The sequence below is a fragment of the Kribbella sp. NPDC051952 genome (assembly GCF_040680855.1).
Taxonomy (GTDB): domain Bacteria; phylum Actinomycetota; class Actinomycetes; order Propionibacteriales; family Kribbellaceae; genus Kribbella.
Genome location: NZ_JBFAXQ010000035.1, coordinates 1 through 23,795, shown reverse-complemented (window position 1 = coordinate 23,795; position 23,795 = coordinate 1). Strand labels below are relative to the sequence as shown.

Here is a 23,795-nt window from a genome sequence, read left to right as displayed (position 1 = left end):
TCCTGGGTCAGGGATAGCTGGGGAGGTAGCGCTGCTGGTTGGCGGCGTTCGCGGTGCCGCCGGTGTTGTTGATGACGTTGCTGATGGTGCCCACGCCGCCCAGGGAGACCGAGACGAGGTCGTGGAAGCGGACGTTGGGGGTGTTCGGGACCTCGAAGGACCGTGACGCGACGATCGAGTTGTTGGGGCTGAAGAAGCAGTAGCTGCCGACGCCCCAGGCCTCGTGGCTGGTGACGTTGTCGGCGACCTTGTACGCCGCCCACCCCTGGGTGCCGCCGCCGCTCGACCACGAGGCCTGGTCGGGGACGTCGTACGGGAACTCGTTCTGGTAGAAGTACGTGCGGCCGCCGTTGCCGTTCCAGAGCGTCTCGTACTGCTGGAAGTGCTCGACGAACAGGCCGTACATCGTCACGTTGTTGCCGTTGACAACCAGACCGTTCGCGGCGGTGTTGACGTTCCAGCCGACACCGTCACCGTGGTCGCCGCGCCACAGCCAGAGGTGGTCGCCGATGACGTCGTTGCTGTTCACCCGCACACTCACGCTCGCCTTGCCGATGTGGGCGCCGCCGATCCGGGCGTACACGTCGTGCAGCGAGGTCGGGTTCGCCGCGTGGCTCGCGGTCGAGCCGGCCGGACCGACCTCGATCAGGACCGGCGAATTGACCGGACCGGCGTCGACGAGCAGACCGGCGAGCTTCACGCCATCCACGTCGGCGACGCTGATCGCGGCCTTACCGGTGTCCGGGATCAAGGTGGCCAGACCCAGCCCGAGTACGACGGTGTTGGCACGGTTCACCCGGATCGTGTCGCTCAGGTGGTAGATGCCCGGCGTGAACAGCAGGTGCTTGCCCTGGTCGAGGGCAGCGTTGATCGTCTCGGCGGACGCACCGGGCTTGACCACGTAGAAGTCGGCCAGGCTGATCGACGATCCGGCCGGCGCTCCGTGCGACCAACTGGTACCGGCCGAGTTGGTGCGCAGAGCCGGGACGAAGACGTTGTAGTTGCCGGCGGCATCGACGTACAGGAACGGCTTCTCGCGGACCTCCGGGGTCTGGCCGACGACCGTGTGCGCCGGGTCCGGGAAGTGCTGGGGCGGGGCTCCCGTCGTACCGACGAAGACCATGTTCCAGACCGAGCCGGTCCAGCCGCCGAACTCGGAGTTGCGCGACATCCACTGCTGCTGGGACCCGGATACGACCGTGTTGTCGATCTTGGTGTCGGCGAACAGGCCGCCGCTGGCCCAGCCGTCACCGCCGTTCCAGAGCTGGATCTCCGGTGCACCCTTGAGGTGCATCCGCCGGTACGGCGCTGCCTGTGAGACGGCCCATCGTTCGATCTGGCCGGCCGGTGTGGTGACGGACAGGTTCTCGGCGGAGCGCCAGAAGTTCTGGGTGGCGTTGCCCTTGTTGTTCGGGTTGTCGCCCTGCTGCAGCCAGTCCGCCTCGACGCGGACGTGACCGTTGAGGTTCACGTCGTCCGGTGAGAGGCCGAGGCCGGCAACCTGCGTGTAGAAGCCGAGGTTGACGTCCGCGGTGTAGGTGCCGGGCTTCCAGAGGGCGGCGTACCGCTGCGTGCCGAACTGGTTGGTGTGCATCTCGGTGGCGATCTGGTTCAGCTTGTTCTGCATCTCGGCCTGCGGGGTGCTGGGGCTGAACACGAAGACATTCGGGCCGAGGTCGGGGTTGGCCGGATCGGTCGGCGGAATCACCGGGCCGCTTCCGCTGTCCGTGCTGCGCACCGCCACCTCCCAGAGTGAGTAGCCGTAGCCGGTCCCTCGTTGGGTTCCGGTGATCCGCACATAGCGACCGCTACCCGAGACGTCGAGGACCTGCGGCCCACCGGTTCCGGTGGTCGTCGCGTAGACCTGGGTCCAGTTGCTCGCGTTGTCGGACAGCTCGATCCGGAACGCCTTCCCGTACGCCGCCTCCCAGCTCAACGCGACCTGACACACCGAGGTGGTCGAGCCGAGGTCGATCTGGAGCCATTGCGGATCGGCGAAGGCACTCCCCCAGCGCGTTCCTGGGTTTCCATCGACCGCGGCCGACGCGGACAGGCCGGGGTTCTCGGACGACGACGCGGTGGCAGGGCGGTTCAACGCGACGTTGGTGGATCCACACGCCTGGGGCGCGGCCACGGCGTCACCAGCGCCGATGCCGCAGGCAACAAGTAGGAGCGCGACAAGACAGCGCAAGGGTTTGAAGGACATGGGCGGGTCCAATCGGTAGGGCGGGGCGGAAACAACTGTCGTGGAACGTCTAGGCGGATTCGCGCAGGACCAGTTCCGGGTCGAAGACGACGGAGGTGAGACCGATACCGGGCGAGGCGAGCTGGTCCAGCAGGATGGCCGTCATCCGGGCGGCCATCTCCTCGACCGGCTGGGCAACGGTGGTGAGTCGGGGTCGAGCGAGGCGGGCCGGCTCGCTGTCGTCGAAGCCGATCAGCGCCACCTCGTCCGGGACCGACCGGCCGTGTTCGTGCAGGACCCGGAGCGCCCCGATCGCCATCAGGTCGTTCGCGGCGAAGACACCGTCGATGTCCGGAGCCCGCTCGAGCAGCTCCGTCATCGCCCGTTCCCCGCTCTCGGTCGTGAAGTTGCCTCGGACAACATCGACGTACGGCACGCCGCGCCGCTCCATCGCGCGCTGGAAACCCGACAGGCGGCCGTTCGCGGCGGGCAGGTCGGCCGGACCGGCGATCGTCGCGACCCGCCGGCAGCCGCGATCCGCCAACCGGTCCGCGGCCAGCGCCGCGCCGGCCTCGTGGGCGAGGTCGACGAAGCTGATCGGCACCGGGACCGCCGGCCGCGCGAACAGCACGGCCGGGATCCCGGCATCCACGAACAGCTGAGGCAGCGGATCTCCCGCGTGAGTCGAGACCAACAGCGCGCCGTCCGCGTTGCCGCGGCGGACGAAGTCGACCGCCTCTCGCCGGGCCGCGTCGGAATCGGCCAGCATCAGCGTCGGGTGCATAGTTCGCGACCGCAGGTGCTGGACCACTCCCCCGGTGATCCGCCCGAAGAACGGATCCCGGAAGAGCTGGTCGGCCGAGCCGTCGGACCCCGAGATGACCAGGGCGACCGTGCCCGAACGCCGGTTGACCAGCGTCCGGGCTGCGGCGTTCGGGATATACCCGGTGGTCTCGATCGCCTTCGTGACGGCGCTCCGGATGCTCGGATTGACCGTGGCGATGCCGTTCACCACCCGGGACACGGTGGCGCGCGACACCCCCGCCGCCCTGGCCACGTCCTCCAGGGTCGGCGTACGGCGGGCTGCCTGTTCGGTCATGGGTGGCACTCTCCTCCTTTCTCAGCGTTTGTAGATACCGAATTCGTAGAGCGAGTAGCCGAAGCCCGTGCCGCGCTGGGTCCCGGTCAGCCGGACGTACCGGCCGGATCCGCCGGTCGTCACCTCGTCGACGTCACCGTTGCCGTCCGCGGTGCTGTAGAGCGGCCGCCACGCGTTCCCGTCGTCCGACACCTCGATCCGGTAGGCCCGGGCGAACGCGCCCTCCCAGATCAGCTGGATCCGATCGAACGACGTCACCTGCCCGAGATCCACCTGCACCCACTGCGGGTCCGACCAATCGCTGGCCCACCGGCTCGTCGCGTTCCCGTCGGTCACATTCGACGGCGGGTACGGCGCACCGTCCCCGACCTGCTGGTACGACGAAGCCGTCACGGGCTTGCCGCGGGCAACGTTCGTACCCTCGACCGGCGGTGCGACCACGCGGAACGACCTGGTCTCGATGGACACGTTGCCGTGCCCGTCGCGGACGTAGTCGTACAGCTTCCAGACACCCAGCCGCTGCGGCACTGTGACGGTGAACGGCCCGTTGCCGGTTGAGGGCGTACCAACAAGTGCACCACTGCCGTCGATGTACTTCCCGCCGACCTTGAACTCATGCGTCAGCGCGTCCCCATTCGGATCGCTGACCGCGACGTTGACCGCGATGGTCCCGCCGGCCGGTACGTCGGTGGTCCGGCTGAGCGTCATCCCGGTGATCACCGGGGGCTTGTTCCCACCGGAAGGACCGCCGTACGCCTGCCGGATCGCGTACCACGCGAGGCTCTTCTCGTTGCCCGGCGTGATGTTGAACCACACCGCACCGAAGTCGTTCTCGGTGCCGTAGTGGAACAGGGTCGCGCCGAGGGCGACACCGGAGTGGCTCATCAGGCAGTTCCACGCCTGCGTGTAGCCGTCGCGCTTTTGCACGTCGGTCGGCTGGTTCGGTACGCCGTTCGCGTCGTTCGGCACCTCCCACTCACCGGCCGGTCCGCCCTCGGTGAGGATGTACGGCTTGGTGTAGTGGCCGTCGATCCAGTCCTGCTTGACCTGGCAGACATGCCCGTACGAGTTCACCGCGAGGAGATCGAGGTCAGGCGAGTACTGGGCGAAGTACGGCCAGGCGCCGGTCCACGCGTCGGTCGACGTGACCGGGTGGTTCGGGTCGATCGCGTGGATCGCCTTGGCGGCGTCGTTGACGAAGGTGGCGTACGCGATCCGCTGCTGCTCGAGCTCCGTGCCGGAGAAGCAGTTCTGCAGACCGAGTACGGATTCATTGCCGACGTTCCAGAGCAGGACGCCCTGGTTGTCCTTGTACTCGGTCGTCCAGCGCCGGATCTCGCCGAGCATCGTGGTCTTGTAGTTGGTGTCGGTGACGTAGTTGACGCAGCCGCCGCTACCGGGTCCACCACCAGGTTGGAGCCAGTAGCCCGCCACGACTCGCATCCCGTTCGCGGCCGCGGCGTCGAACAGTGGCTTGGAGCTCGCATCGGTTCCCCAGGTCCGGACCGTGTTGACGCCGATCAACTTCAGCTCGGGCAACCGTTGCGCGGCTTCTGTTGCCGGTGGCCCCCAAGTCAGGCCCTTGACGACCCAGGGTGCGTTGTTGACCAGCAGTTGCCAGTTACCTTGACTACCGGCGATGTGGACCGTGCCCGAGCCCTGCGGCGGACCGCCGTCGCCCGCAGTCCCGTACACCTGGAACTCCCACAGCGAGTAGCCATAGCCACCCACGCGCTGCGTGCCGTAGAAGCGCACGTACCGGCCGGAGCCGTTCACCGCGAGCGTCTCGGTACCGCCATGTCCGGTCGTGGTGCTGTAGATCGGATTCCATTGCTGACCGTCGGCCGACACCTCGATCCGGTAGCCGGTCGCGTACGCCGCTTCCCAGCGCAGCACGACCTGGTCGACGTGGGCCGTCGTACCCAGATCCACCTGCAACCATTGGGGATCCGCGAAGGTGCTCGACCACCGCGTCCCGGCGTCACCGTCGACGGCGGCGGTTGCCGGCGTACCGGCTCCTTCGCTCGACGACGCGGTGACCGGTCTTCCTTGCGAGAGCAATGTCGCCGCCTGCGCCGGTTCGGCGAGCAGGACGACATTGGCGAGCAGCAGCAGGCCGGCCGCGACCACGGCGGCAGCCGTCCTGCGAGAACGTCGGAGTTTCATCTGGGCGGACTCCTTCGGGGAGAGAGACTGAGAGAGCGCTCTCTCGCAGACCGATAGTCACGGGCCGCTTCCCGCCTTGTCAATGGCTCGTCACGCTCAGCCGGTTCCGGAACCGGCGGAGGGTTGACACTCCCACAGGCCCGGATCAAGGTGTTCCAGAGAGCGCTCTCCCGCGACATTCCAGCCGCGGGCTGCCCGATCCACCGCCCCCGCGGAATCCCCCGACCGGAGGAGTTCCGTGTTCACGAGAAGAAAGAGAGTCCTGTACGCCGGCATTACCAGCGCCGGCGTCATCGCTGCCCTGCTGACGGCCTTCGCCGGCTCGTCCGCGCAGGCCGACGACCTGGTCACTCACCACGAGTTCCAGGTCAACTGCACCGTCCACCACCGAGCCCCCGACGACCCGATCGTATTCCCGAAACATGCCAGGCGCCTCCCACGAGCACAGCTTCGTCGGGAACACCACGACCAACGCAGCCACGACGCCGGACAGCCTGAACGGCGCCGGCGCCTACTCGACGACGTGCCTGAATCCGGACGACTTGTCGGCGTACTGGTGGCCGACGATGTTCCGTGGCGACCAGCCGATCATCCAGACCTGGGCGCAGGTCATCTACTACAAGTCCGGGATCCTCGACTACACGAAGGTTCAGCCGTTCCCGCCGGGTATCCGGTTCGTGGTCGGTAGCCCGAGTGCGACCCAGGACGCGTTCCGGACCGCACCCGGTGCCGTCGAGGGCTGGGAGTGCGGGGACAGCACGCACAACTGGGACTTCCCGGCGAACTGTCCGCTCGGGACCCAGCTCAACATCCGTTACCAGGCACCGAGCTGCTGGAACGGCCACGACCTGGACTCGGCCGACCACAAGAGCCACATGGCCTACCCGGTCAACGGTTCCTGCCCCGCCTCGCACCCGGTCCCGGTGCCGATGCTGGAGTTCAAGATCGCGTTCCCGGCCGACGGGGACGAGAGCGCGATCCGGCTCGCCAGGGGTCGCGGGTACTCCTGGCACTACGACTTCTTCAACGCGTGGGACCCGCCCACGCTGGCAGCCCTGGTGAGCCACTGCATCAACGGTGGCCTGCAGTGCAACTCCCGTGGCTTCGACCTCTACAAACCCGACCGCGGTCAGGTCCTCGGCGACAACTACCGCCTCCCCGGACGTCCCTGACCCCAGCTCCTGCGGTGCCGGAGGTGGGCAGACCCCGGCACCGCAGGCACCCGAGGAGCACCTCCATGCGCTCAGTACTCGCCCTGCTCCTGCTTGCCCTGGCTGCCGGTTGCGGAACGCAGTCACCACCACCCCCGCCGCCGGCCGCCGCGACCACGCAGTCGGAGTTCAACCCCACCGACGCCGCTTGGCTGGAGCTGATGATCCCGATGGACGAGCAGTTCCTCGGAATCCTCGCCCTCGCCCCGACCCACTCCGCGAACCCCGCCGTACGCCGTCTCGCCGCAGAGCTCACCACCGCCCACCGGACCGAGCTGAAACAATTAGTAGCCCTCCGCAACCAGGCCGGTCTTCCGGCCGGGAATCCCCATCAGGGGCACGACATGCCGGGCATGATGACGCAGGAGGAGATCGTCGCCCTGAGCAATCTCCGGGGCGCACCCTTCGACCAGATCCTCGTCCGGGAGGTCAAGGACCACCTGGCTCAATCCACCCTTGTCACCAAGAGCGTGAAGGCCGCCGGCCGAGCGCCCGGAGTGCGAAAACTCGCCACCCAGATCGAGCAAACCCGCCTTGAGCAAAACTCGATCGTGTGATCACACATGGTTAGGCGGTTGTGGGGCACAGGGCCGGTAGGCGGCCTGAGGTTGTTGTAAAGCCCGCGGGAACCAGGTGCCGAGGTCGCGCGCGTTGAACCACACAGCGCGCGCGACCGCCCGCACCTCCGACCTGTCCCGGCTACTTCGGCAGCTTGCGGGTGTCGATCAACTGCTGCGCGACATCGCGCAGCTTGGTGTTGGTGTCCTGGGAGTACCGCTTCAAAATCGCGAACGCGCGGTCGCCGTCGACGTTGTAGCGCTCCATCAGGATGCCCATCGCCTGGCCGACCAGCTTCCTGGCGTCGACCGCCTGCCCCAGGCTCTCCTCCCGGCGGGCACTCGCGACCGCCACGGACGCGTGCCGCGCGAGGATCTGCGCGACCGCCTCGTCGTCGTCGTCGAACGCGTCCGGCGCCGCGCTGTACAAGCCCAGTACGCCGACGGTGCCGCCGGACGTCGCCAACGGGACGTCCAGAACGGTCCGGACCCCCAGCGACAACACCTTCGCCGCCCAGTCCGGCCACCGCCCATCAGTCACCGTGTCGCGGATCAACAGCGTTCTGTGTTCACTCATCGACTCGACCAGTGGGCCTTCGCGGCTCACCATCTGCCACTGCAGGATTTCCCCCACCACCGGATCCGTTACCGCCGGAACCTCAGGCCGCCCCCGGGTAGCCAGCGCAACACCGGCATATGAACAGCTCACGGCTTGCAGGGCGAACTCCACCACGGCCTGCACCGTCTCCTCGACGCCGTCGGACTCATGCAGTTCGACGGCCAGCCGAGCGAACACATCGGCGAGCCCGTCGGTGTCCACGACGAGGGCCGATGTGGCGGGGTCCAGATCGAGAACGGTTGCAGCCGCCTCGTCTGTCCGATCACCGATTTCCATGGGTACATGATGCCCCCACGAACCGCGCGCCAGCCAACGACACCACCCTACGAATTGGCCACGAAAACCCCGCTCAGATGATGTATCTATCGCCCGCTCTGACGATGCGCAGCCAGCGGCAGTCGTACGGCTCGACGTCCAGTGTCACCAGCCCGTCCGGACCCACCTCCGCCGTACCGTCGCGGAGCAGATCGACGGCCTGGACGCCTGCCGCGGCGCCGGCCACGGCAAGCGTGATCCGAGCCGGCTCGGGGGCGAAGTTGTGGACCGTGACGATGGTGCCGTCCTCGTGGTCGGTCCGCTGCGCGAACACGGACGATACGTTGGATTCCAGGATCGTGGGGTCGCCCCAGGACAGTTCCGGGCACTCCCGATAGCGCTGTACGAGCAGCTTGATCCAGTTGAGGAGCGAGTCCGGATCGCGACGCTGCGCGGCGACATTGACGTGCTTGGGCGCGTACTCACCGTCGGGCAGCGGAGCCACGAGCTGATCGGGGTCGGCGGTCGAGAAGCCGCCGTTGACGCCGGCCGTCCATTGCATCGGGGTCCGGACGGCGCTGCGCCCTTCGACCGCAAGATTCTCACCCATCCCGATCTCTTCGCCGTAGAAGAGCACCGGCGTACCGGGAAGCGCGAACAGCAGGCTGTAGACCATCTTGAGCCGAGCCGGGTCGTTGCCCAGCATCGGTGGCAGCCGCCGGCGTAGCCCGCGACCGTAGAGCTGCATGTCCTTGTCCGGACCGAAGGCGTCGAAGACCTCCTGCCGCTCGTCGTCGGACAGCTTGTCCAGGGTCAGCTCGTCGTGGTTGCGCACGAACGTTCCCCACTGCGACTCCTCCGGCGGATCCGGACGCGTCCGGAGTGCCTTCACCAGCTCCGCCGGGTCGTTGCGGGCCAGCGACAGGTAGAGCCGCTGCATGCCGATGAAGTCGAAGCACATGGTCAACTCGTCGCCGTCCTCGTCGCCGAAGAAGCGCCGTACGTCGGGATACTCGAGGTTGACCTCACCGAGCAGCATCGCCTGCCCCTGCCTGCGGTCGAGGAACGACCGCAGATCACGCAGGTAGTCGTGCGGGTCCGGCAGGTTCGCCGCGTCCAGGGCTCCGGTGGTGTCGAGCAGGAACGGTACGGCGTCGACGCGGAAGCCGGACAGTCCGAGCTGGGACCAGAACCCGATCACCCGCTCGATCTCCTGCCGTACTTCGGCGTTCGCGATATCGAGATCCGGCTGATGCTTGTAGAACTGGTGCAGGTAGTACTGACCGGCCTCTTCGTCGTACTGCCAGAGACTGTCCTCCTTGTCCGGGAAGACGACACCCTCGTCCGCGTTCGGCGGCTTCTCGTCCCGCCAGACGTACCAGCCCCGGTACGGCGACTGTCGCGACGCGCGCGCACTGCGGAACCACGGGTGCTGGTCGGAGGTGTGGTTGACGACCAAATCGGCGATCACCCGGATACCGCGATCCTGGGCCAGCGTGAGCAGCTCGACCAGATCACCGTGGGTCCCGAGCCGTGGGTCGACCCCGTAGAAGTCGGTGATGTCGTAGCCGTCGTCGCGATCCGGCGTCGGATAGAACGGCATCAACCACAGACAGGTCACCCCCAGTTCGGCCAGGTGATCGATCCGTTGACCCACCCCCCGGAGGTCACCCCGTCCGTCGCCATCGGTGTCGAAGAACGTCTCGACATCGAGGCAGTAGATCACCGCGTTCTTCCACCAGACATCCGCAGTCTCAGTCAGCCGCATGTCTTCCAGTGCCCCGCCTACGCTCCAACATGTGCCCGGCTCCCGACTTTGAGTGGGGCGGAGTACGCCCGCCCGGCGGGAGGGTGCCGGACGGGCGTACAGGCCACTCAGGCAGCTGCGCGCTCTGGGGCGAGTCGATGCCGGAGCTGGTCCAGGATCTGCCGCAGCAACCGCGACACCTGCATCTGGCTGACACCGATCTCCGCACCGATGTCGGCCTGCTTGCGGCCCTCCACGAAACGCAGTTGGAGGATCCGACGGTCACGCGTGGACAGATCGTTCAGCACCGGCTGGAGCATGTCGATCGTCTCCAGCTGGTCCAGCGACGTGTCCTCCTCGTCGGCCACCGTCTCGGCCAGCGTCAGACCCGCGTCCGCCTCCGGACGATCGAGTGACAAGACGTTGAAGCAGCCCCGGGCCGCCAGCGCCTGCTCGACTTCTTCGGTCTCCGCCTCGATGTACTTGCTGATCTCCGCCGGGCTCGGCTCGCGGCCGAGCTCCTGCTCGATCTGCGGCAGCTTCGCCGCGATCACTCCTTGCAATTCCTGCAGCCGGCGCGGGATCCGCACGGTCCAGGCACAGTCGCGGAAGTAGCGCTTCACCTCGCCCCGGATCGTCGGTACGGCGTACCCGATGAACGGCGTGTCGGCGTCCAGCCGGTAGCCGTGCGCAGCCTTCACCAGGCCCAGATACGCGACCTGCTCGAGGTCTTCCGCGTCGGGACCGCGATGGCGAAATCGGTGCGCGATGCCGCGGGCGATCTCGATGTTGAGCTCGATGACCTCGGCGAGAAGTTCCTGCCGCTCCGCTTCGCTGGTACTGCGCTCCCGGCGCTCCAGCAACTCCCTGGTTGCGGTTTCGCGGGCAGCTCGTGCATCCGCTGTGCGGGACTGTGTCGACACCGATGGCGTCGGCACCGCTTGGACTGACGTGATGTGAGTGACCATGTTTCTGACCTCGCGACTGTTCGTCACGGCGTGGCACATCTCTGAACCACGGTCAGCAGCACTGAAGACCCTACCCCCTCCGGAACGAACCATGCACACTAACTTTCTGTGACGTCGCGTCCACCTTCAGCCACACTCCGTCACCAACCCCGGTTCGGTTGCTACCGGCAACCACTCGGGCAGCAGTCGTTGCCCAAGACAAGCATCACGAGGCCGGCGGGCCTGCCCACCCGGCGGTTGGGTTGTCACGAGACGCCGGGTATCTTTACTTTAGCTAACGATATTGTTTGGGGTGTGTGAGTGAGTTCTGCGCCGGTTCGCTCGTCGTCGCGGTTCACTGTCGATGCCGATCACCCTCGGTACAAGTGGATCGCACTGTCCAACACCACGCTGGGCATGCTGATGGCCACGATCAACTCCTCGATCGTGATCATTTCGCTGCCGGACATCTTCCGTGGCATCAAGCTCGACCCACTGCAGCCGGGCAACGTGAGCTATCTGCTCTGGATGCTGATGGGCTTCCTGCTCGTCACCGCCGTCCTGGTCGTCTCACTCGGACGGCTCGGAGACATCTACGGCCGGGTGAAGATCTACAACCTCGGCTTCGCGGTGTTCACGCTCGGATCGGTCGCCCTGGTCTTCGATCCGTTCACCCAGGGCCATGGCGCGCTCTGGCTGATCGTGTGGCGACTGGTGCAGGGCGTCGGCGCCGCGATGCTGTTCGCCAACTCGACCGCGATCCTCACCGACGCCTTCCCGGCCCACCGGCGTGGGTTCGCCCTCGGCATCAACCAGGTCGCGGCCCTCGGTGGCTCGTTCATCGGCCTGATCCTCGGCGGTCTGCTGGCACCGGTCGACTGGCGGCTCGTGTTCTTCATCTCCGTGCCGTTCGGGCTGATCGGCACTTTCTGGTCGTACAAGAGCCTTCGCGAGACAAGCGCCCGTACGCCGGCCGACATCGACTGGGCCGGGAACGCACTCTTCGCCCTCGGCCTGACCGCGATCCTCGCCGGGATCACCTACGCCATCCAGCCGTACGCCGGTCATGACATGGGCTGGACGAATCCGTGGGTGCTGGCCGGACTGATCGGCGGAGCCGTCCTGCTGCTCGTGTTCTGCGTGGTCGAGTCCCGGGTCGAGGCGCCGATGTTCAACCTGTCGCTGTTCCGGATCAAGGCGTTCGCCGCGGGCAACCTGGCCGGCCTCCTGGCCTCGGTGAGCCGCGGCGGACTGCAGTTCATGCTGATCATCTGGCTGCAGGGCATCTGGTTACCACTCCACGGCTACAGCTTCGCCAGTACGCCGCTCTGGGCCGGGATCTACCTGCTCCCGCTGACTCTGGCCTTCCTGCTCGCCGGTCCGCTGTCCGGCTTCCTCTCCGACCGGTACGGCGCCCGCACGTTCGCAACCGGTGGTCTGCTCGTGGTCGCGATCAGCTTCGCCGGTCTGATGCTGCTGCCGACGAACTTCCACTACTGGGCCTTCGCCGGCCTCCTGGTCCTGAACGGCATCGGCTCCGGGCTGTTCTCCGCGCCGAACACCACCGCGATCATGAACAGCGTCCCCGCCAACCGGCGTGGCGTCGCCTCCGGCATGCGCGGCACCTTCATGAACTCGGGTACGTCGCTGTCCATCGGCATCTTCTTCAGCCTGATGATCGTCGGCCTCGCCCAGACCCTGCCGACCGCCCTCACCGGCGGCCTCGAAGCGCACGGCGTCTCCGCGTCGGTCGCAACCGGCATCGGACAACAGCCGCCCGTGGGCAGCCTGTTCGCCGCCTTCCTCGGGGCCAACCCGATCGGTACCTTGCTCGGCGCTCTGCCCGCATCGGCGACCCAGGGCGCGGACCTGAACACCTTGACCAGCAAGCAGTTCTTCCCGCAGCTCATCGCCAGTCCCTTCCATCACGGGCTGATGGTGGTGTTCAGCGCGGCCGTGGCGATGTCGCTGATCGCCGCCGCCGCATCGCTGTTCCGCGGCGGTCGCTACGTGCACGTCGAAACCCCGGATCGCGCCGAGTGAGCGCAGACTCGATACGGTTGGCAGATGTTCGAGCTCGGCACCGATGGTCCCCACTCGATCTTGGTCGGTGTTGACGGCTCCGAGACATCGTTGCGCGCCGGTGCCTACGCCGCCGGTCTGGCCCGGCGCCAAGGCGCCGAGGTCATCATCCTCTTCGTTCACACTCCCCCGGGCGCCGGCATCCTGAGTGCCGGCCTGATCGAGGTACAGCGGGAGGCACAGGCGACCGTGGTCGATGAGCTCAAGGTCGAGATCAGGCGCAACGCAACGCTTCTCGGCGTCCGCTTCACCTTCCACGAACGCCACGGCAATCCCTACCTCGAGCTGGTCCGGCTCGCGGACGAGCTCCGCGTCGACGCGGTGGTCATCGGTGCCTCGACGCGGTCCGGTCGCCGGTTGGTGGGTTCGCTCGCGTCCCGCCTGGTCCGCGACGCGCGCTGGCCGGTAACCGTCGTACCGTAAGGGCTCCGAGCTAATGTGAAGGTATGGGCCGGACCAGGGTGGCGATCGCTGATGACGACGTCCTGTTGCGGGAGGGGCTTGCAAGCCTGCTGGAGCGGTCGGAGTTCGAGGTCGTCGGTCAGGCCGGCAACGCCCCGGGACTGCTGACCCTCGTCCGCGAGCAGGTCCCGGATCTCGTCGTGATCGACATCCGGATGCCTCCGGGCCACTCCACCGAAGGGCTGGAGGCCGCGCAGGCGATCCGTCGCGAGTTCCCGGACACCGCGGTTTTGTTGCTCTCGGCCCATGTTGAGGTCGAGCACGCGATGCAGATCCTCGCGAGTGGGCAGGGAGTCGGCTACCTGTTGAAGAGCCGCGTCACGGATGTGGCCGAGTTCGTCGAAACCCTGGAGCGGGTTGCCCGTGGCGGCTCGGTGGTGGATCCGGCGTTGGTGAAGGAACTGGTCGACGCGAGGCACCGGCACGACCCACTCGCCGTACTCACCGAACGCGAGCGCGAGGTGCTCGCGCTCGTGGCCGAAGGCCGGTCGAATGCCGGCGTGGCCCACCTGCTGTGGGTCACCGAGGGCACGGTGGAGAAGCATGTGCGCAGCATTCTCACCAAGCTCGAGTTGCCGGAGGCGGAGGACGACCACCGGCGGGTCCTCGCCGTACTGACCTTCCTTGAACGCCGTTGAGGGTGCAGGTAGCGGGAATGCCCCGGGTTCGCATCGTTGACATGATGAACGCATGCTCCGGTGCCTCATTGTTGACGACAGCCTGCGCTTCCTCGAGGTCGCGCGGGCGGTGCTGGAACCCGACGGCATCGAGGTGGTGGGTACGGCGTGCACCGGCGCGGAGGCCTTGGCCCTGGTGGTCCGGCTGCGGCCCGACGTGACGCTCGTCGATATCGATCTCGGCGGTGAGAGCGGGCTGCGGCTCGCGACCCTCATCGCGGAGCAGGCCGACGGGTCGCCGGGACCACTGATCATGATCTCCACCCACTCAGAGGAGGACTACGCCGATCTCGTTGCCGCGAGCCCCGCGATCGGGTTCCTGCCGAAGACCGCGTTGTCCGGTGCCGCCATCCGAGAGACGCTCGGTGTATGAGGCGATTTGGCCTGAGTGGACGGATCATCATCGCGAGCGCCCTGCTTGCCGCGATCATCGGCGCCACTTTCGCCGTACTGCTCACCTCGGTCACCGAACTGCGCGGCCTCGAACGGAGCGCGAAGCAGTCCGAGGACGTGCTGGTGGCAACCAACCGGCTGGAGCGACTGATCGTCGATCTGGAAGACGGCCAGCGCGGGTTCCTGCTCACCGGGTCCGACCAGTTCCTGCAGCCCTGGGTGTTTGCCCGCGGCCAGTTCCCGGTGCAGGCCACCGCGTTGGAGAACCTGGTCGCCGGCAACGCCGAGCAGCAAACCCAGGCCGCTAGCCTCACCCAGGCAGGCAACTCCTACCTGAACGACTACTCCATCCCGCTGATCGCTGCCGCACAACGGGATCGGGCCTCGATCAACGTTCTTTCCGTGACCGCGGAGGGCACGCAGCGGGTCGATGCCATGCGCAAGCAATTCGATCAGCTGCTGTCCACCGAGCAACGGCTCGCGACCGAGCGACAGGACCACGCGGATGCCGTCGAGACCCGCGCGATGATCGCCGCGGCCGGCGGCCTGACCGGATCCGTCCTGCTGATCGCGCTGTACACCTGGAATCTGAACCGGAGCATCCTGCGCCCGGTCCGCCGTACGTCGGCCATGGCCGGCCGGCTCGCCGATGGTGATCTCAGCGCTCGAGTCTCCGATCACGGCGTCGGCGAACTGGGCGTGCTGCAGCGAAGCTTCAACACCATGGCCGGGGCGGTCCAGCAAGGTCAGCAGGAGCTGGCCGGTTCGCGGGCCCGGATCGTCACGGCCGCGGACCGAGCCCGTCGGCGGATCGAGCGCGACCTCCACGACGGCACCCAGCAGCGGCTCGTGGCGCTCGCCCTGCAACTGCGGGCGGCCGAGGCAGGCGCACCTCCAGAGGTACGAACGCAGCTCGCCAGTGCCGCGCGTGAGCTCACCGTCGCGCTGGACGAACTGCGTGAGCTGTCCCGCGGCATCCACCCGGCGATCCTGACCGAGGGCGGTCTCGCGCCGGCGCTCAAGGGGCTGGCTCGGCGGAGCGCCGTACCGACGGAGATCTCCGTGGACATCCCGGCCCGGCTCAGCGAGCCGGTCGAGGTCTGTGCGTACTACGTCGTCTCCGAGGCGCTCGCCAACACGGCCAAACATGCTGCCGCCGAGACCGTGTGGATCGACGCCCGCGCGGATGCCGACACCCTTCACGTGTCCGTCCGCGATGACGGCAAAGGTGGCGCCGATCCCCGGTATGGGTCCGGCCTGATCGGACTGGTCGACCGGGTCGAGGCACTGGGTGGCACAGTCACCGTGGCCAGCCCGCCGGGCGAGGGCACCACCATGGTGATGGTGCTCCCGCTGCACGGGTGATCACCTCGACCGGGCCCGGCGTACGACGGCGTCGAATCCGGCCGCGAGCAGCAGTACGGCGCCGGTGACGACCCACTCGTAGCCGGCCGAGTTGGCGCCCTGGATGAGGTCGCTCATGCCGTTGATGATGACCGCGACGACCAGGCCACCGAGGACGGCGTCGATGATCCGGCCGTGTCCGCCGAACAGCGACGTACCTCCGATGACGGCCGCACCCACGGCGAGCAGCAGGGTGTTGCCCGCGCCCGCGTTCGACTGGACCGACTGCAGCAGCGAGGCCGCGACCAGACCGGAGATCGCGGCCATCCCGGAGCAGATCACGAAGACCGAGATACGGATCCGGGACACCACGACGCCCGCGCGCCGTGACGCCTCCTCGTTGCCGCCGACGGCGTACACGTGCCGCCCGTACCGGGTCCGGCTGAGCACGAAGTTCCAGACCGCGAACATGATCACCAGCAGCACCACGACCCACGGCATCCCCTGGGCCTTGTTGCTGAAGAACGCGTTGACGGTCAGGTTGCGATTCACGCCCATCTCGTAGGTGAACGCCGTACCGAGCAGCGCGAGGACGACGACCTTCGCCGCGATCACCGTGTACGGCGGCCGCGACAAGCCGGACCGCCGCCGCCCGGCCGCGTCGTTGATCTTGATCGCGGCATAGCCGGCCACGACCAGCACCAGAAGCGTCCAGCCGAGCCAGATCGGCACGAAACTGTTCTCCAGTTTGATCAGCGGCGAGTTGTCCGGCAGGATCACCGACCCCTGGCCGCCGATCAGGATCAGCGTGATGCCCTGGAACGCCAGAAACGTCGCCAGCGTGATCACGAACGACGGGATGCCGACCCGCGCCCGCAGCCAGCCCATCCCGAACCCGATCAGCACCCCGACCGCCAGCCCGACCACCAGGGCCAGCCACCAGGCGAGGCCGTGCCGCAGGATGAGTACGGCGGTGATGGCCGAGCAGAGGCCACCCGTCGTACCTGCCGACAGGTCGATCTCGCCGAGCAGCAGGACGAAGACGAGGCCCATCGCCATCACGATGATCGGAGCGGCCTGGATCACCAGTGCCTCGAAGTTGTAGGCGCTGAGGAATCCCTGGTGCACAAGGGCGAACACGGCCGTGATGACAATCAGCCCGGCCAGCGCCGGCAGCGATCCGAGCTCACCGCCACGGACGCGGCCGAGGTAGTCCTTGACGTACTCACCCAACGCCGTCAGGCCCTCGCTGGGTGGGTCCTCCTGCTTGACCAGGTGATCGGCCGCCGCGGTCATACCGTCGCTCCCGTCGACTCTTCACGGGACAGGCCGAGGTCGCCCGCACGGCCTGTCGTGATCAGCTCGATCACCTGCGTCTGCGTGACCTCGGTACGGCGTACCTGGGCCGCCATCCGGCCGAGGAACAGGACCCCGATCGAGTCGGCGACCTTCATGACGTCGTTCATGTTGTGCGACACCAGGATCACCGCGACCCCTTGTTCGGCCAGGCGCCGGACCAGGTCGAGGACCTGCTCGGTCTGGGCCACCCCCAGTGCGGCCGTCGGCTCGTCGAGGATGACGATCTTCGACTGCCAGAGCACGGACTTGGCGATCGCCACGGTCTGGCGCTGGCCGCCGGAGAGACTCGCGACGCGTTGCCGGACCGACCGGACGGTCCGCACCGACAACGAGGTGAGCGCCTGCCGGGCCAGCTTCTCCATTGAGTTCTCGTCGAGCGTGCGCAGCCTGGTGACCCTCTCGCGGCCGAGGAACATGTTCTCGACGATGTCGAGGTTGTCCGCCAGCGCGAGGTCCTGGTACACGATCTCGACCCCGAGCTGGGCTGCGTCCCGCGGTCCGTTGACGACTTGCGCCGTACCGTCGAACAGCAACTCCCCCGCGTCGACGCGGTAGGTGCCGCCGATGCATTTGACCAGGGTCGTCTTGCCCGCGCCGTTGTCGCCGACTAGGGCGGTGACCTCACCGCTGTACGCGGTGAAGTCCACCGACGACAACACGTGCACCGGGCCGAAGGACTTGTCGACGCCCCTTAGCTCGAGGGCGGGTTGGTCGCCCATCACGGCATCTTGATTCCGTTGGCCGCGCAGACCTTGACGAGCGCGGGAGTGGGGCAGACAGCTGCTGCGGTCACGTAGCCATCGGTCACCGGGAGGGCGACGTTCGCCTTGGTGATGACCGTCGGGTCGGCCAGGTACGACGGGACCTCACGGCCGCTCGTCGGGTCCTTGACCGTCGTCGGTGCGGTCGGCTTCTGGCCGGCGAGAATCTGGGCCGCGAGCTTGATCGCGACATCGGCCTCACCCGCGACCGGCTTGTAGATCGTGAACGCCTGCGTACCGGCCATCACGTTGTCGAGACCGCCCGCGGTCGCGTCCTGCCCGGAGACCGCGACCTTGCCGGCCAGGCCCTGGGACTTCAGCACGTTGATGACCGACTGCGCCATGGTGTCGTTGGCGACCATGACCGCGTTCAGGTTCGGGTGCTGGCCGAGCATCGTGGTGAACACGGTCTGCGCGGTGGCGGCATCCCAGTTGCCACTCTGGTCGGCGAGCTTCTTCCAGCCCGGCTGCTTCGACAGCACGGAGTTGTAGCCCTGCGCGAACAGCGTCGCGTTGTTGTCGGTCGCCGCGCCGTCGATCTCGACGTAGTTGACCGCGCTCTTGCCCTTCACCTGCGGCGCCTGGGTCAGCGCGGTGCCTTGGTCCTCACCCACCTTCACGTTGTCGTAGGACACGTAGTACGACGCGGTGCCACCGGCGGTCAGCCGGTCGTAGTCGATCGTGACGACGTTGTGCTGCTGTGCCAGCGCCTCGATCGCCTTACCGGAGCCCGAGTCGAGGTTCACGACCAGCAGTACGCCGACGCCCTGGTTGATCAGGGCCTGCGCCTGCGACTGCTGCGTGGTCGCGCTGTTGTTGGCGTTGTCGATGTAGCAGGTGAGTTTGTTCGCGGCGCACTGCGCCTTCAGCTCGGTCGGGTCCGCGGAGACCCAGCGCGGCGAGGACGCCGTGTCGGGCAGCAGGATGCCGACCTTCGTGTTCGCCGGCGGAGCACTGCTGCCCGACGAAGCGGCCTTGTTGTTGCCACACCCGACCAGTCCGACCGTCATCGCGGCGGCGACTCCGGTCATCGCTGCGACGGTGCGGAGAGTTCTGCGCATATCCCAGAGAGCCTTCATACTCGCCACGTTCCGCTCCACCGGCCCGCGCATCATCCCGGCAGGCGCCCATCTTCGCTACCTGCTAGCCAGAAGGCCGATCCCCCCGCTACCTTGCGAAGCGGACATCGTCGGTGGGGGGAACCATGGACAGCTTGATCCTGCAGACCGCCATCGGCCTCGTCTTCATCTTCCTGACCTTCTCGGCGCTCGTCACCGTGCTGACCGAGGGCGCGGCCCGGATGATCGGCCTGCGCGGCGAGTACCTCCTGCGCGGGATCCGCTCCCTGGTCGACGGCAAGAGCACCTTCGAGCTGCCGTGGCGGGACCTGCTCCGGCGCGAGTCCGACCGGCGGGTGGTTCCGTCGGAGCAGACGCCGATGGTCACGAAGATCATCGAGCAGCCGATGGTGTCCCCGTCGGCCGACAAGGGCTCACCGCCCGCGAACGCGGGGAACGCCAAGCTGAGTGTCCACGATCGCCGCCGGCTTCCGTCGTACGTGTCGGGCCGGGCCTTTGCGCGGGCGCTGATCGGGGTTCTCGTCGCCGATGTGCACGGCCAGACGACGATCGTCGACATCAAGGACAAGGTCTCCGACCTGACCGCCGACAACCCGATCCGCGGGCCGTTGCTGAGCTTGCTGACCGAGGCCGGCGACGACGTCACGAGGTTCCGGGAGGGCGTCGAGGAGTGGTACGACGACCACATGGCGCGAGTCTCGGGCTGGTACAAGCGCCACGTCCGCTGGATCTCGCTGGGGATCGCGGCCGTCGTCATCCTGCTCTTCAACGTCAACGCGGTCGAGATCACCCGATCGCTCTACACCGACGAGGCTCTGCGCGGGTCGGTCGTCAGCCAGGCCGTCGACTCCGCGAACTGCGACGACAAGGATCCCGCCGTCTGCCTGACCGACATCCAGAAGGAGATCCGGGCCGTCCACACCTCCGGCCTCCCGGTCGGCTGGGGCACGGTCGCGGCGTGCGCGACCTCCGACTGCAACTGGTTCGAACGGATCGGCCTGGCCGACCCCGACGACGGGGTCGGCCACGACATCGGCTACTTCCTCCTGGTCCTGGTCGGCTGGGCCTTGATGATCCTCGCCGTCGTCCCCGGCGCCCGCTTCTGGTTCGACGCCCTCTCCCGGCTCGGATCGCTGCGCTCCACCGGACCCAAACCCGCGAGCAGATAGCTCAGGCAGTTGCTTCGATGATCGAGAACCGGGCGCTGGTGTCGATGACCTTGGTCAGGTGTAGGCCGGCCGCCTTGAAGAGTGCGGCGTACTGGTCCTCGGTGCGTTCGCGGCCGCCGGGCATGACGAGCATGTTGAGGTCGGAGAAGGCCGCTTCGCCTTCGTAGCCGGAGCGGTCCAGGACGAGTTCGACGACCAGGACGACGCCGCCCGGGTTCAGGGTGGCGGCGCAGGTACGGAGGATCTGGACGCACCGGTCGTCGGGCCAGTCGTGCAGGATCGACTTGATCAGGTAGGCGTCCGCCGGTGGGACCGCCTCGAAGAAGTTGCCGGCCACGGCCGACCATCGCGGCGCCAATGCCTCGGTTCGCGGCTGCTTGGCGACGACGTGCGGAAGGTCGAAGACCACGCCGTGCAGGTTCTCGTACCGGTTCAGGACGGCGTCCAGCAGGATGCCGTGACCGCCCCCGACGTCGACGACCGTGCTCAGCTTGCCGAAGTCGTAGGTGTCGGCCACGGCCTTCCCGACGTACCAGCTGAGCGCGGTCATGTTCTCGTTGAAGTTCGCGTTGAGCTCCGGCCGCGTCTCCCGATAGGTCCAGACGTCGACACCCTGCATCGCCTCGAACGCGTTCTCCCCGGTCCGCACGCTGTGCGCCAGATGCCCCCAGGCCGCCCAGAACGCGGGGTCCTGCCCCATCCGGGCCAGCGGACGCAGCGTCCCCGGTACGTCGGAACGCAGCCGCTCCCCCAGTGACGTATTCGTGTACACCCCGTCCTGGACGGCGTACACCCCGATCGCGACCATTGCCCGCAGCAACCGGCCGAGCGTGTCCTCGTCCGCCTTCACGGCGGCTGCCAACTCCGAGACGGTCTGCCCGTCGTCTGCCAGCGCGTCCGAGATCCCCAACTCGGCCGCGACGCTGAGCGCCGCCGAGGTCCGGAATCCCGTAATCATCGCGCGCAGATCATCACCCTCACCCATACCGCAGATCATGCACCCCCACACGCTCCGTGCAGAGGGCTCGGCCCGATCCGGTCAGGAACGGCCGTCCTGGGTGACGGGTGCGTCGAGCGGAGGGTACGGCGATTCGGCCAGGCCGATGTTGCGCCAGACGAAGCGCGGGACGCGGGCCAGGAAGCCGCGGATGAACTGCGAGCTGTGCGCGATCGTCGGGTGGTTGTGCCGACCCGGCGAGAACCAGGCCCAGTCGCCGGCCAGCCTGAACTCCGTCGGCTGGCTGGCCATCAGGTACTCCATCTGCCGCGGGTGAATCACGTCGTACGCGTACTTGTTGTCCTGGGCGTAGACGGAGAACTGCTTGTTGAACGCCTCGCTCTCGAAGCTGATCCCGCGTCCGCTCCGCGCGACCTGCAGCGGCGGCATGTGCACCGGCAACTGGAACCCGAGGATCGCCTCGCTGTGGTTGTCCGTGACGGTCCGGGTCTGGGTCCGGCCCTCGCTGTCGGTGTAGGTCTCGGTCCGGGTCGTCTTCCAGTGGTGGGTGAACGCCACGAACGGCGGCCCGTCACCGTCCCGTCCGCGGATCACGTCGCGGGTCTCGTGGCCGTGGCCACCCTGCGTGACCGGCGTGTACTGGAGCAGGCTGTCGTCGACGCCGACCCAGTACCACTCCGGGTGGTGGTAGAAGTGCAGCCGCGGCGGCAACTCCGGCTCGATCCAGCGATCGACCGGAGCCGCGTCGATCGCCTGGGCGACGGTGCCGAGCAGCTCCAGCCAGGGGGCGAGCAGCTCGGGATCCTTGTGCGGCGGGTCCAGCGACACCACCTGGTCGCCGTCGATGCTCAGGTTCACCCCCGGCTGTCCCGCGGCCAGCGCGGTCAGCCGCTCACACACCTGCGGGGTCAGCACCGCGGCGGCGAACTCCGCGTCCAGCGCGCCGATCTGCCAGCCCGGTCCGAGCTGCGCCGGAGCCGCCATCACCGATGCCTCGACGCCGAACCGCGGCCGGGTCTCTCCGCCGGTGATCCACAGCTCCGGGAGCCGGCGGGACAGGCTGGCCATCCCGACCCAGCCCGACCACTGCTCGGACTTGTACTCGATCACCTGGAACGGCCGCCCGGCGCTGGTCAGTCCGATGATCTGGTCGTCGGGCTGACGGGTGAAACCGATCCCGAACGGCGGATTGGCGAACCGCGCGACGGCGTCGAACGTCGGGCTGTTCACGAACGTCCAGCCGCGGTCCCGTAGCGACCGGATGTAGCGCTGCCGCCGTACGATCGCGATGATGCCCCACGCGATCCCGGCCGCGCCGAGCACCAAGACGACCAGGACCCAGAGTCCGACTCCATTCACCCGTCAACGAAACCACACCACCGGGTTCAGTCAGTCGGAGGTGAGGCCGGTCCGGTGGGCGACGGCCGCTGCTTCGGTGCGGGTCGTGACACCCAGCTTGCGGAGGATCCGGGCGACGTGGGTCGCGACGGTGTTCGACGAGACGAAGAGCTCGCGCGCGATCTCGGCGTTCGACAGGCCGCGCGCCAGGGTCTTCAGTACGACGACTTCGCGAGCGGTCAGGCCGTGCGCCTGAGCCGGCGCGGCGTCCCGGAGCCCGGCGCGTTCCGCGAGCCGGTCGATCTCCTCGAGCAGCGGCGCCGCGCCCAGCCGGGTCGCGAGTTCACGCGCTTCGTCGAGGCGCCGCCGGGCGCCCGATTTGTTGTTCGATCCGAGCGCGACCGCCGCTCCGTCGGCCAGACTCATCGCCAACTCGTAGACGTCACCACAGTCGCGCCAGGCCTGCTCCGCGGTATCCCAGGCCGAGACCGTTCCGGCGGCGAGCGCGTCACCGGTCCGCACGGCCGCCGCGACATCCAGCCACCCCGCCTCCGGATCGGGCAGCCGGCGCCGGAACTCCTCCGATCGCCGCGGTTGCCGCCGGTCCCGCGCAGCGTGTTCCACCCGAGCAGCCGCGAGGTAGAGGCGCGCCCCGGTGGCGTCGATCTCGAAATCCGCCGGCATCGCGGCCGCCGCGTCGGCGAGGAGGGCATCCGCCGCCGCGAGATCGCCGCGGCCGAGCGCGAGCATCATTTGGACCGGCATGCACTGCCGCCACAACTCGCTGGCGACTTCCGATTGCACCCGCATCTGGGCGAAATGATCCGCAGCTCGGTCATAGTCCCCCCGGCGTACGGCGATATCTGCCAGCGTCAGGCGCAGGGTCGCGTCGTACCAGGCGGGCGGGGCATCGGCCAGAGCCAGGTCGATCAAGTCCTCTGCTTCGTCCCATCGACCGAGCATGACCAGCGCTATCGCCCGGTTCGCCGCGAGCATCGATCCGCGCGCACGCATCCGGCCCCACTGCAGGGCCAGTCGCTCGGCCCGCTCGAGCAACCGCACCGCCTCCTCGGGCTGACCCGACTGCGTCAGCGCCATGCCTTCCCACTGCAGCGACGTCAGGTAGGTGTGCTGATCACCGGCTGCCTCGGCCGATCGCTGCGCCTGCTGGAGGAGGTCGCGCATCCCGTCCGACCTGCCGCTGTGGATCCGCAGCCCGGCCAGCACCAGCTGCGCCTCGGCAAGGGCCTGGTCATCGCCGAATCGTTCGGCCAGCGTCAGCGCCTCGGTCGCGTGCTGCTGCGCCTCGACGCCGGGAGCTCCGACGAACTCGGTGAACGCCAGCCCGGACAGCATCCGGCTGCGTAGCGCGTCGTTCCCTTCCGGC

20 protein-coding genes are annotated in these 23,795 nt (G+C 67.8%); 8 read left to right on the top strand and 12 right to left on the bottom strand.

The window, feature by feature from the left end; translation table 11 throughout:
* Positions 1-7: 7 nt before the first annotated feature.
* The 3 genes from AB0L70_RS37540 to AB0L70_RS37530 are packed head-to-tail and all read right to left on the bottom strand — an operon-like array spanning position 8 to position 5,450.
* Complete coding sequence (locus AB0L70_RS37540) at positions 8-2,206, bottom strand: discoidin domain-containing protein (RefSeq protein ID WP_363691627.1); 2,199 nt, start codon at positions 2,204-2,206, stop codon at positions 8-10.
* A 49-nt stretch (positions 2,207-2,255) separates the two neighbouring features.
* The gene (locus AB0L70_RS37535) at positions 2,256-3,284 is read right to left on the bottom strand and encodes a LacI family DNA-binding transcriptional regulator (RefSeq protein ID WP_363691626.1); all 1,029 of its coding nucleotides are present in this window, start codon (positions 3,282-3,284) and stop codon (positions 2,256-2,258) included.
* A 21-nt stretch (positions 3,285-3,305) separates the two neighbouring features.
* On the bottom strand, positions 3,306-5,450 hold the full coding sequence (locus tag AB0L70_RS37530; RefSeq protein ID WP_363691625.1) for a discoidin domain-containing protein: 2,145 nt from the start codon (positions 5,448-5,450) through the stop codon (positions 3,306-3,308).
* A 422-nt stretch (positions 5,451-5,872) separates the two neighbouring features.
* On the opposite strand from AB0L70_RS37530, the gene AB0L70_RS37525 reads away from it, so the two are divergent.
* Both AB0L70_RS37525 and AB0L70_RS37520 read left to right on the top strand, forming a co-directional pair.
* On the top strand, positions 5,873-6,622 hold the full coding sequence (locus tag AB0L70_RS37525; protein ID WP_363691624.1) for a DUF1996 domain-containing protein: 750 nt from the start codon (positions 5,873-5,875) through the stop codon (positions 6,620-6,622).
* Between the two features lie 65 nt (positions 6,623-6,687).
* Complete coding sequence (locus AB0L70_RS37520; protein WP_363691623.1) at positions 6,688-7,218, top strand: DUF305 domain-containing protein; 531 nt, start codon at positions 6,688-6,690, stop codon at positions 7,216-7,218.
* Positions 7,219-7,360: 142 nt separating this feature from the next.
* Here AB0L70_RS37520 and AB0L70_RS37515 read toward each other — a convergent pair whose 3' ends face one another.
* The 3 genes from AB0L70_RS37515 to AB0L70_RS37505 all read right to left on the bottom strand — a co-directional run bounded on the left by AB0L70_RS37515 (position 7,361) and on the right by AB0L70_RS37505 (position 10,807).
* Positions 7,361-8,113: a GAF and ANTAR domain-containing protein gene (locus AB0L70_RS37515; protein WP_363691622.1), complete on the bottom strand. Its 753-nt coding sequence runs from the start codon at positions 8,111-8,113 to the stop codon at positions 7,361-7,363.
* 73 nt (positions 8,114-8,186) lie between these two features.
* Entirely contained in the window at positions 8,187-9,860 is a 1,674-nt protein-coding gene (locus AB0L70_RS37510) for an alpha-amylase family protein (protein WP_363691621.1), read from the bottom strand.
* A 107-nt stretch (positions 9,861-9,967) separates the two neighbouring features.
* Complete coding sequence (locus AB0L70_RS37505) at positions 9,968-10,807, bottom strand: sigma-70 family RNA polymerase sigma factor (protein WP_363691620.1); 840 nt, start codon at positions 10,805-10,807, stop codon at positions 9,968-9,970.
* Positions 10,808-11,107: 300 nt separating this feature from the next.
* Between AB0L70_RS37505 and AB0L70_RS37500 the strand changes: the two genes are divergently transcribed.
* Genes AB0L70_RS37500 through AB0L70_RS37480 form a run of 5 tightly spaced genes read left to right on the top strand, consistent with a single transcriptional unit; the run spans position 11,108 to position 15,765 of the window.
* Positions 11,108-12,829, top strand: a complete 1,722-nt coding sequence (locus AB0L70_RS37500) for an MFS transporter (protein ID WP_363691619.1) — start codon at positions 11,108-11,110, stop codon at positions 12,827-12,829.
* A 24-nt stretch (positions 12,830-12,853) separates the two neighbouring features.
* The gene (locus tag AB0L70_RS37495) at positions 12,854-13,291 is read left to right on the top strand and encodes a universal stress protein (RefSeq protein ID WP_363691616.1); all 438 of its coding nucleotides are present in this window, start codon (positions 12,854-12,856) and stop codon (positions 13,289-13,291) included.
* A 23-nt stretch (positions 13,292-13,314) separates the two neighbouring features.
* Positions 13,315-13,968, top strand: a complete 654-nt coding sequence (locus AB0L70_RS37490) for a response regulator transcription factor (RefSeq protein WP_363691614.1) — start codon at positions 13,315-13,317, stop codon at positions 13,966-13,968.
* Positions 13,969-14,020: 52 nt separating this feature from the next.
* Positions 14,021-14,380, top strand: a complete 360-nt coding sequence (locus AB0L70_RS37485) for a response regulator transcription factor (protein ID WP_363691613.1) — start codon at positions 14,021-14,023, stop codon at positions 14,378-14,380.
* Positions 14,377-15,765, top strand: a complete 1,389-nt coding sequence (locus AB0L70_RS37480; protein WP_363691612.1) for a CHASE3 domain-containing protein — start codon at positions 14,377-14,379, stop codon at positions 15,763-15,765. The genes AB0L70_RS37485 and AB0L70_RS37480 overlap by 4 nt, the downstream gene beginning before the upstream one ends.
* Here AB0L70_RS37480 and AB0L70_RS37475 read toward each other — a convergent pair whose 3' ends face one another.
* Genes AB0L70_RS37475 through AB0L70_RS37465 form a run of 3 tightly spaced genes read right to left on the bottom strand, consistent with a single transcriptional unit; the run spans position 15,766 to position 18,895 of the window.
* The gene (locus tag AB0L70_RS37475) at positions 15,766-17,040 is read right to left on the bottom strand and encodes an ABC transporter permease (protein WP_363691611.1); all 1,275 of its coding nucleotides are present in this window, start codon (positions 17,038-17,040) and stop codon (positions 15,766-15,768) included.
* Complete coding sequence (locus AB0L70_RS37470) at positions 17,037-17,822, bottom strand: ATP-binding cassette domain-containing protein (protein ID WP_363691610.1); 786 nt, start codon at positions 17,820-17,822, stop codon at positions 17,037-17,039. Before AB0L70_RS37470 ends, AB0L70_RS37475 begins: the two co-directional genes overlap by 4 nt.
* Positions 17,822-18,895 (bottom strand): substrate-binding domain-containing protein, encoded by a 1,074-nt coding sequence (locus tag AB0L70_RS37465; protein ID WP_363691609.1) that lies wholly within the window; start codon positions 18,893-18,895, stop codon positions 17,822-17,824. Before AB0L70_RS37465 ends, AB0L70_RS37470 begins: the two co-directional genes overlap by 1 nt.
* 173 nt (positions 18,896-19,068) lie before the next feature.
* Here AB0L70_RS37465 and AB0L70_RS37460 point away from each other — a divergent pair, with 173 nt between their 5' ends.
* On the top strand, positions 19,069-20,112 hold the full coding sequence (locus AB0L70_RS37460) for a hypothetical protein (protein WP_363691608.1): 1,044 nt from the start codon (positions 19,069-19,071) through the stop codon (positions 20,110-20,112).
* Between the two features lies 1 nt (position 20,113).
* Here the strand turns inward: AB0L70_RS37460 and AB0L70_RS37455 are convergent, their stop codons facing one another.
* The 3 genes from AB0L70_RS37455 to AB0L70_RS37445 all read right to left on the bottom strand — a co-directional run.
* Positions 20,114-21,097, bottom strand: coding sequence for a methyltransferase (locus AB0L70_RS37455; RefSeq protein ID WP_363691607.1), 984 nt, complete (start codon positions 21,095-21,097; stop codon positions 20,114-20,116).
* 54 nt (positions 21,098-21,151) lie between these two features.
* Positions 21,152-22,429 (bottom strand): DUF3137 domain-containing protein, encoded by a 1,278-nt coding sequence (locus AB0L70_RS37450; RefSeq protein ID WP_363691606.1) that lies wholly within the window; start codon positions 22,427-22,429, stop codon positions 21,152-21,154.
* 30 nt (positions 22,430-22,459) lie between these two features.
* Positions 22,460-23,795: LuxR C-terminal-related transcriptional regulator (locus AB0L70_RS37445; RefSeq protein WP_363691605.1), on the bottom strand; the 1,336-nt coding region annotated here is incomplete at its 5' end.

Coding starts and splice junctions, on each gene's coding strand:
- AB0L70_RS37535 (WP_363691626.1), bottom strand. CDS start 3,284: ATGACCGAACAGGCAGCCCGCCGTACGCCGACCCTGGAGGACGTGGCC.
- AB0L70_RS37530 (WP_363691625.1), bottom strand. CDS start 5,450: ATGAAACTCCGACGTTCTCGCAGGACGGCTGCCGCCGTGGTCGCGGCC.
- AB0L70_RS37540 (WP_363691627.1), bottom strand. CDS start 2,206: ATGTCCTTCAAACCCTTGCGCTGTCTTGTCGCGCTCCTACTTGTTGCC.
- AB0L70_RS37520 (WP_363691623.1), top strand. CDS start 6,688: ATGCGCTCAGTACTCGCCCTGCTCCTGCTTGCCCTGGCTGCCGGTTGC.
- AB0L70_RS37495 (WP_363691616.1), top strand. CDS start 12,854: ATGTTCGAGCTCGGCACCGATGGTCCCCACTCGATCTTGGTCGGTGTT.
- AB0L70_RS37485 (WP_363691613.1), top strand. CDS start 14,021: ATGCTCCGGTGCCTCATTGTTGACGACAGCCTGCGCTTCCTCGAGGTC.
- AB0L70_RS37510 (WP_363691621.1), bottom strand. CDS start 9,860: ATGCGGCTGACTGAGACTGCGGATGTCTGGTGGAAGAACGCGGTGATC.
- AB0L70_RS37470 (WP_363691610.1), bottom strand. CDS start 17,822: ATGGGCGACCAACCCGCCCTCGAGCTAAGGGGCGTCGACAAGTCCTTC.
- AB0L70_RS37460 (WP_363691608.1), top strand. CDS start 19,069: ATGGACAGCTTGATCCTGCAGACCGCCATCGGCCTCGTCTTCATCTTC.
- AB0L70_RS37480 (WP_363691612.1), top strand. CDS start 14,377: ATGAGGCGATTTGGCCTGAGTGGACGGATCATCATCGCGAGCGCCCTG.
- AB0L70_RS37515 (WP_363691622.1), bottom strand. CDS start 8,113: ATGGAAATCGGTGATCGGACAGACGAGGCGGCTGCAACCGTTCTCGAT.
- AB0L70_RS37525 (WP_363691624.1), top strand. CDS start 5,873: ATGCCAGGCGCCTCCCACGAGCACAGCTTCGTCGGGAACACCACGACC.
- AB0L70_RS37465 (WP_363691609.1), bottom strand. CDS start 18,895: ATGACCGGAGTCGCCGCCGCGATGACGGTCGGACTGGTCGGGTGTGGC.
- AB0L70_RS37455 (WP_363691607.1), bottom strand. CDS start 21,097: ATGGGTGAGGGTGATGATCTGCGCGCGATGATTACGGGATTCCGGACC.
- AB0L70_RS37505 (WP_363691620.1), bottom strand. CDS start 10,807: ATGGTCACTCACATCACGTCAGTCCAAGCGGTGCCGACGCCATCGGTG.
- AB0L70_RS37475 (WP_363691611.1), bottom strand. CDS start 17,040: ATGACCGCGGCGGCCGATCACCTGGTCAAGCAGGAGGACCCACCCAGC.
- AB0L70_RS37490 (WP_363691614.1), top strand. CDS start 13,315: ATGGGCCGGACCAGGGTGGCGATCGCTGATGACGACGTCCTGTTGCGG.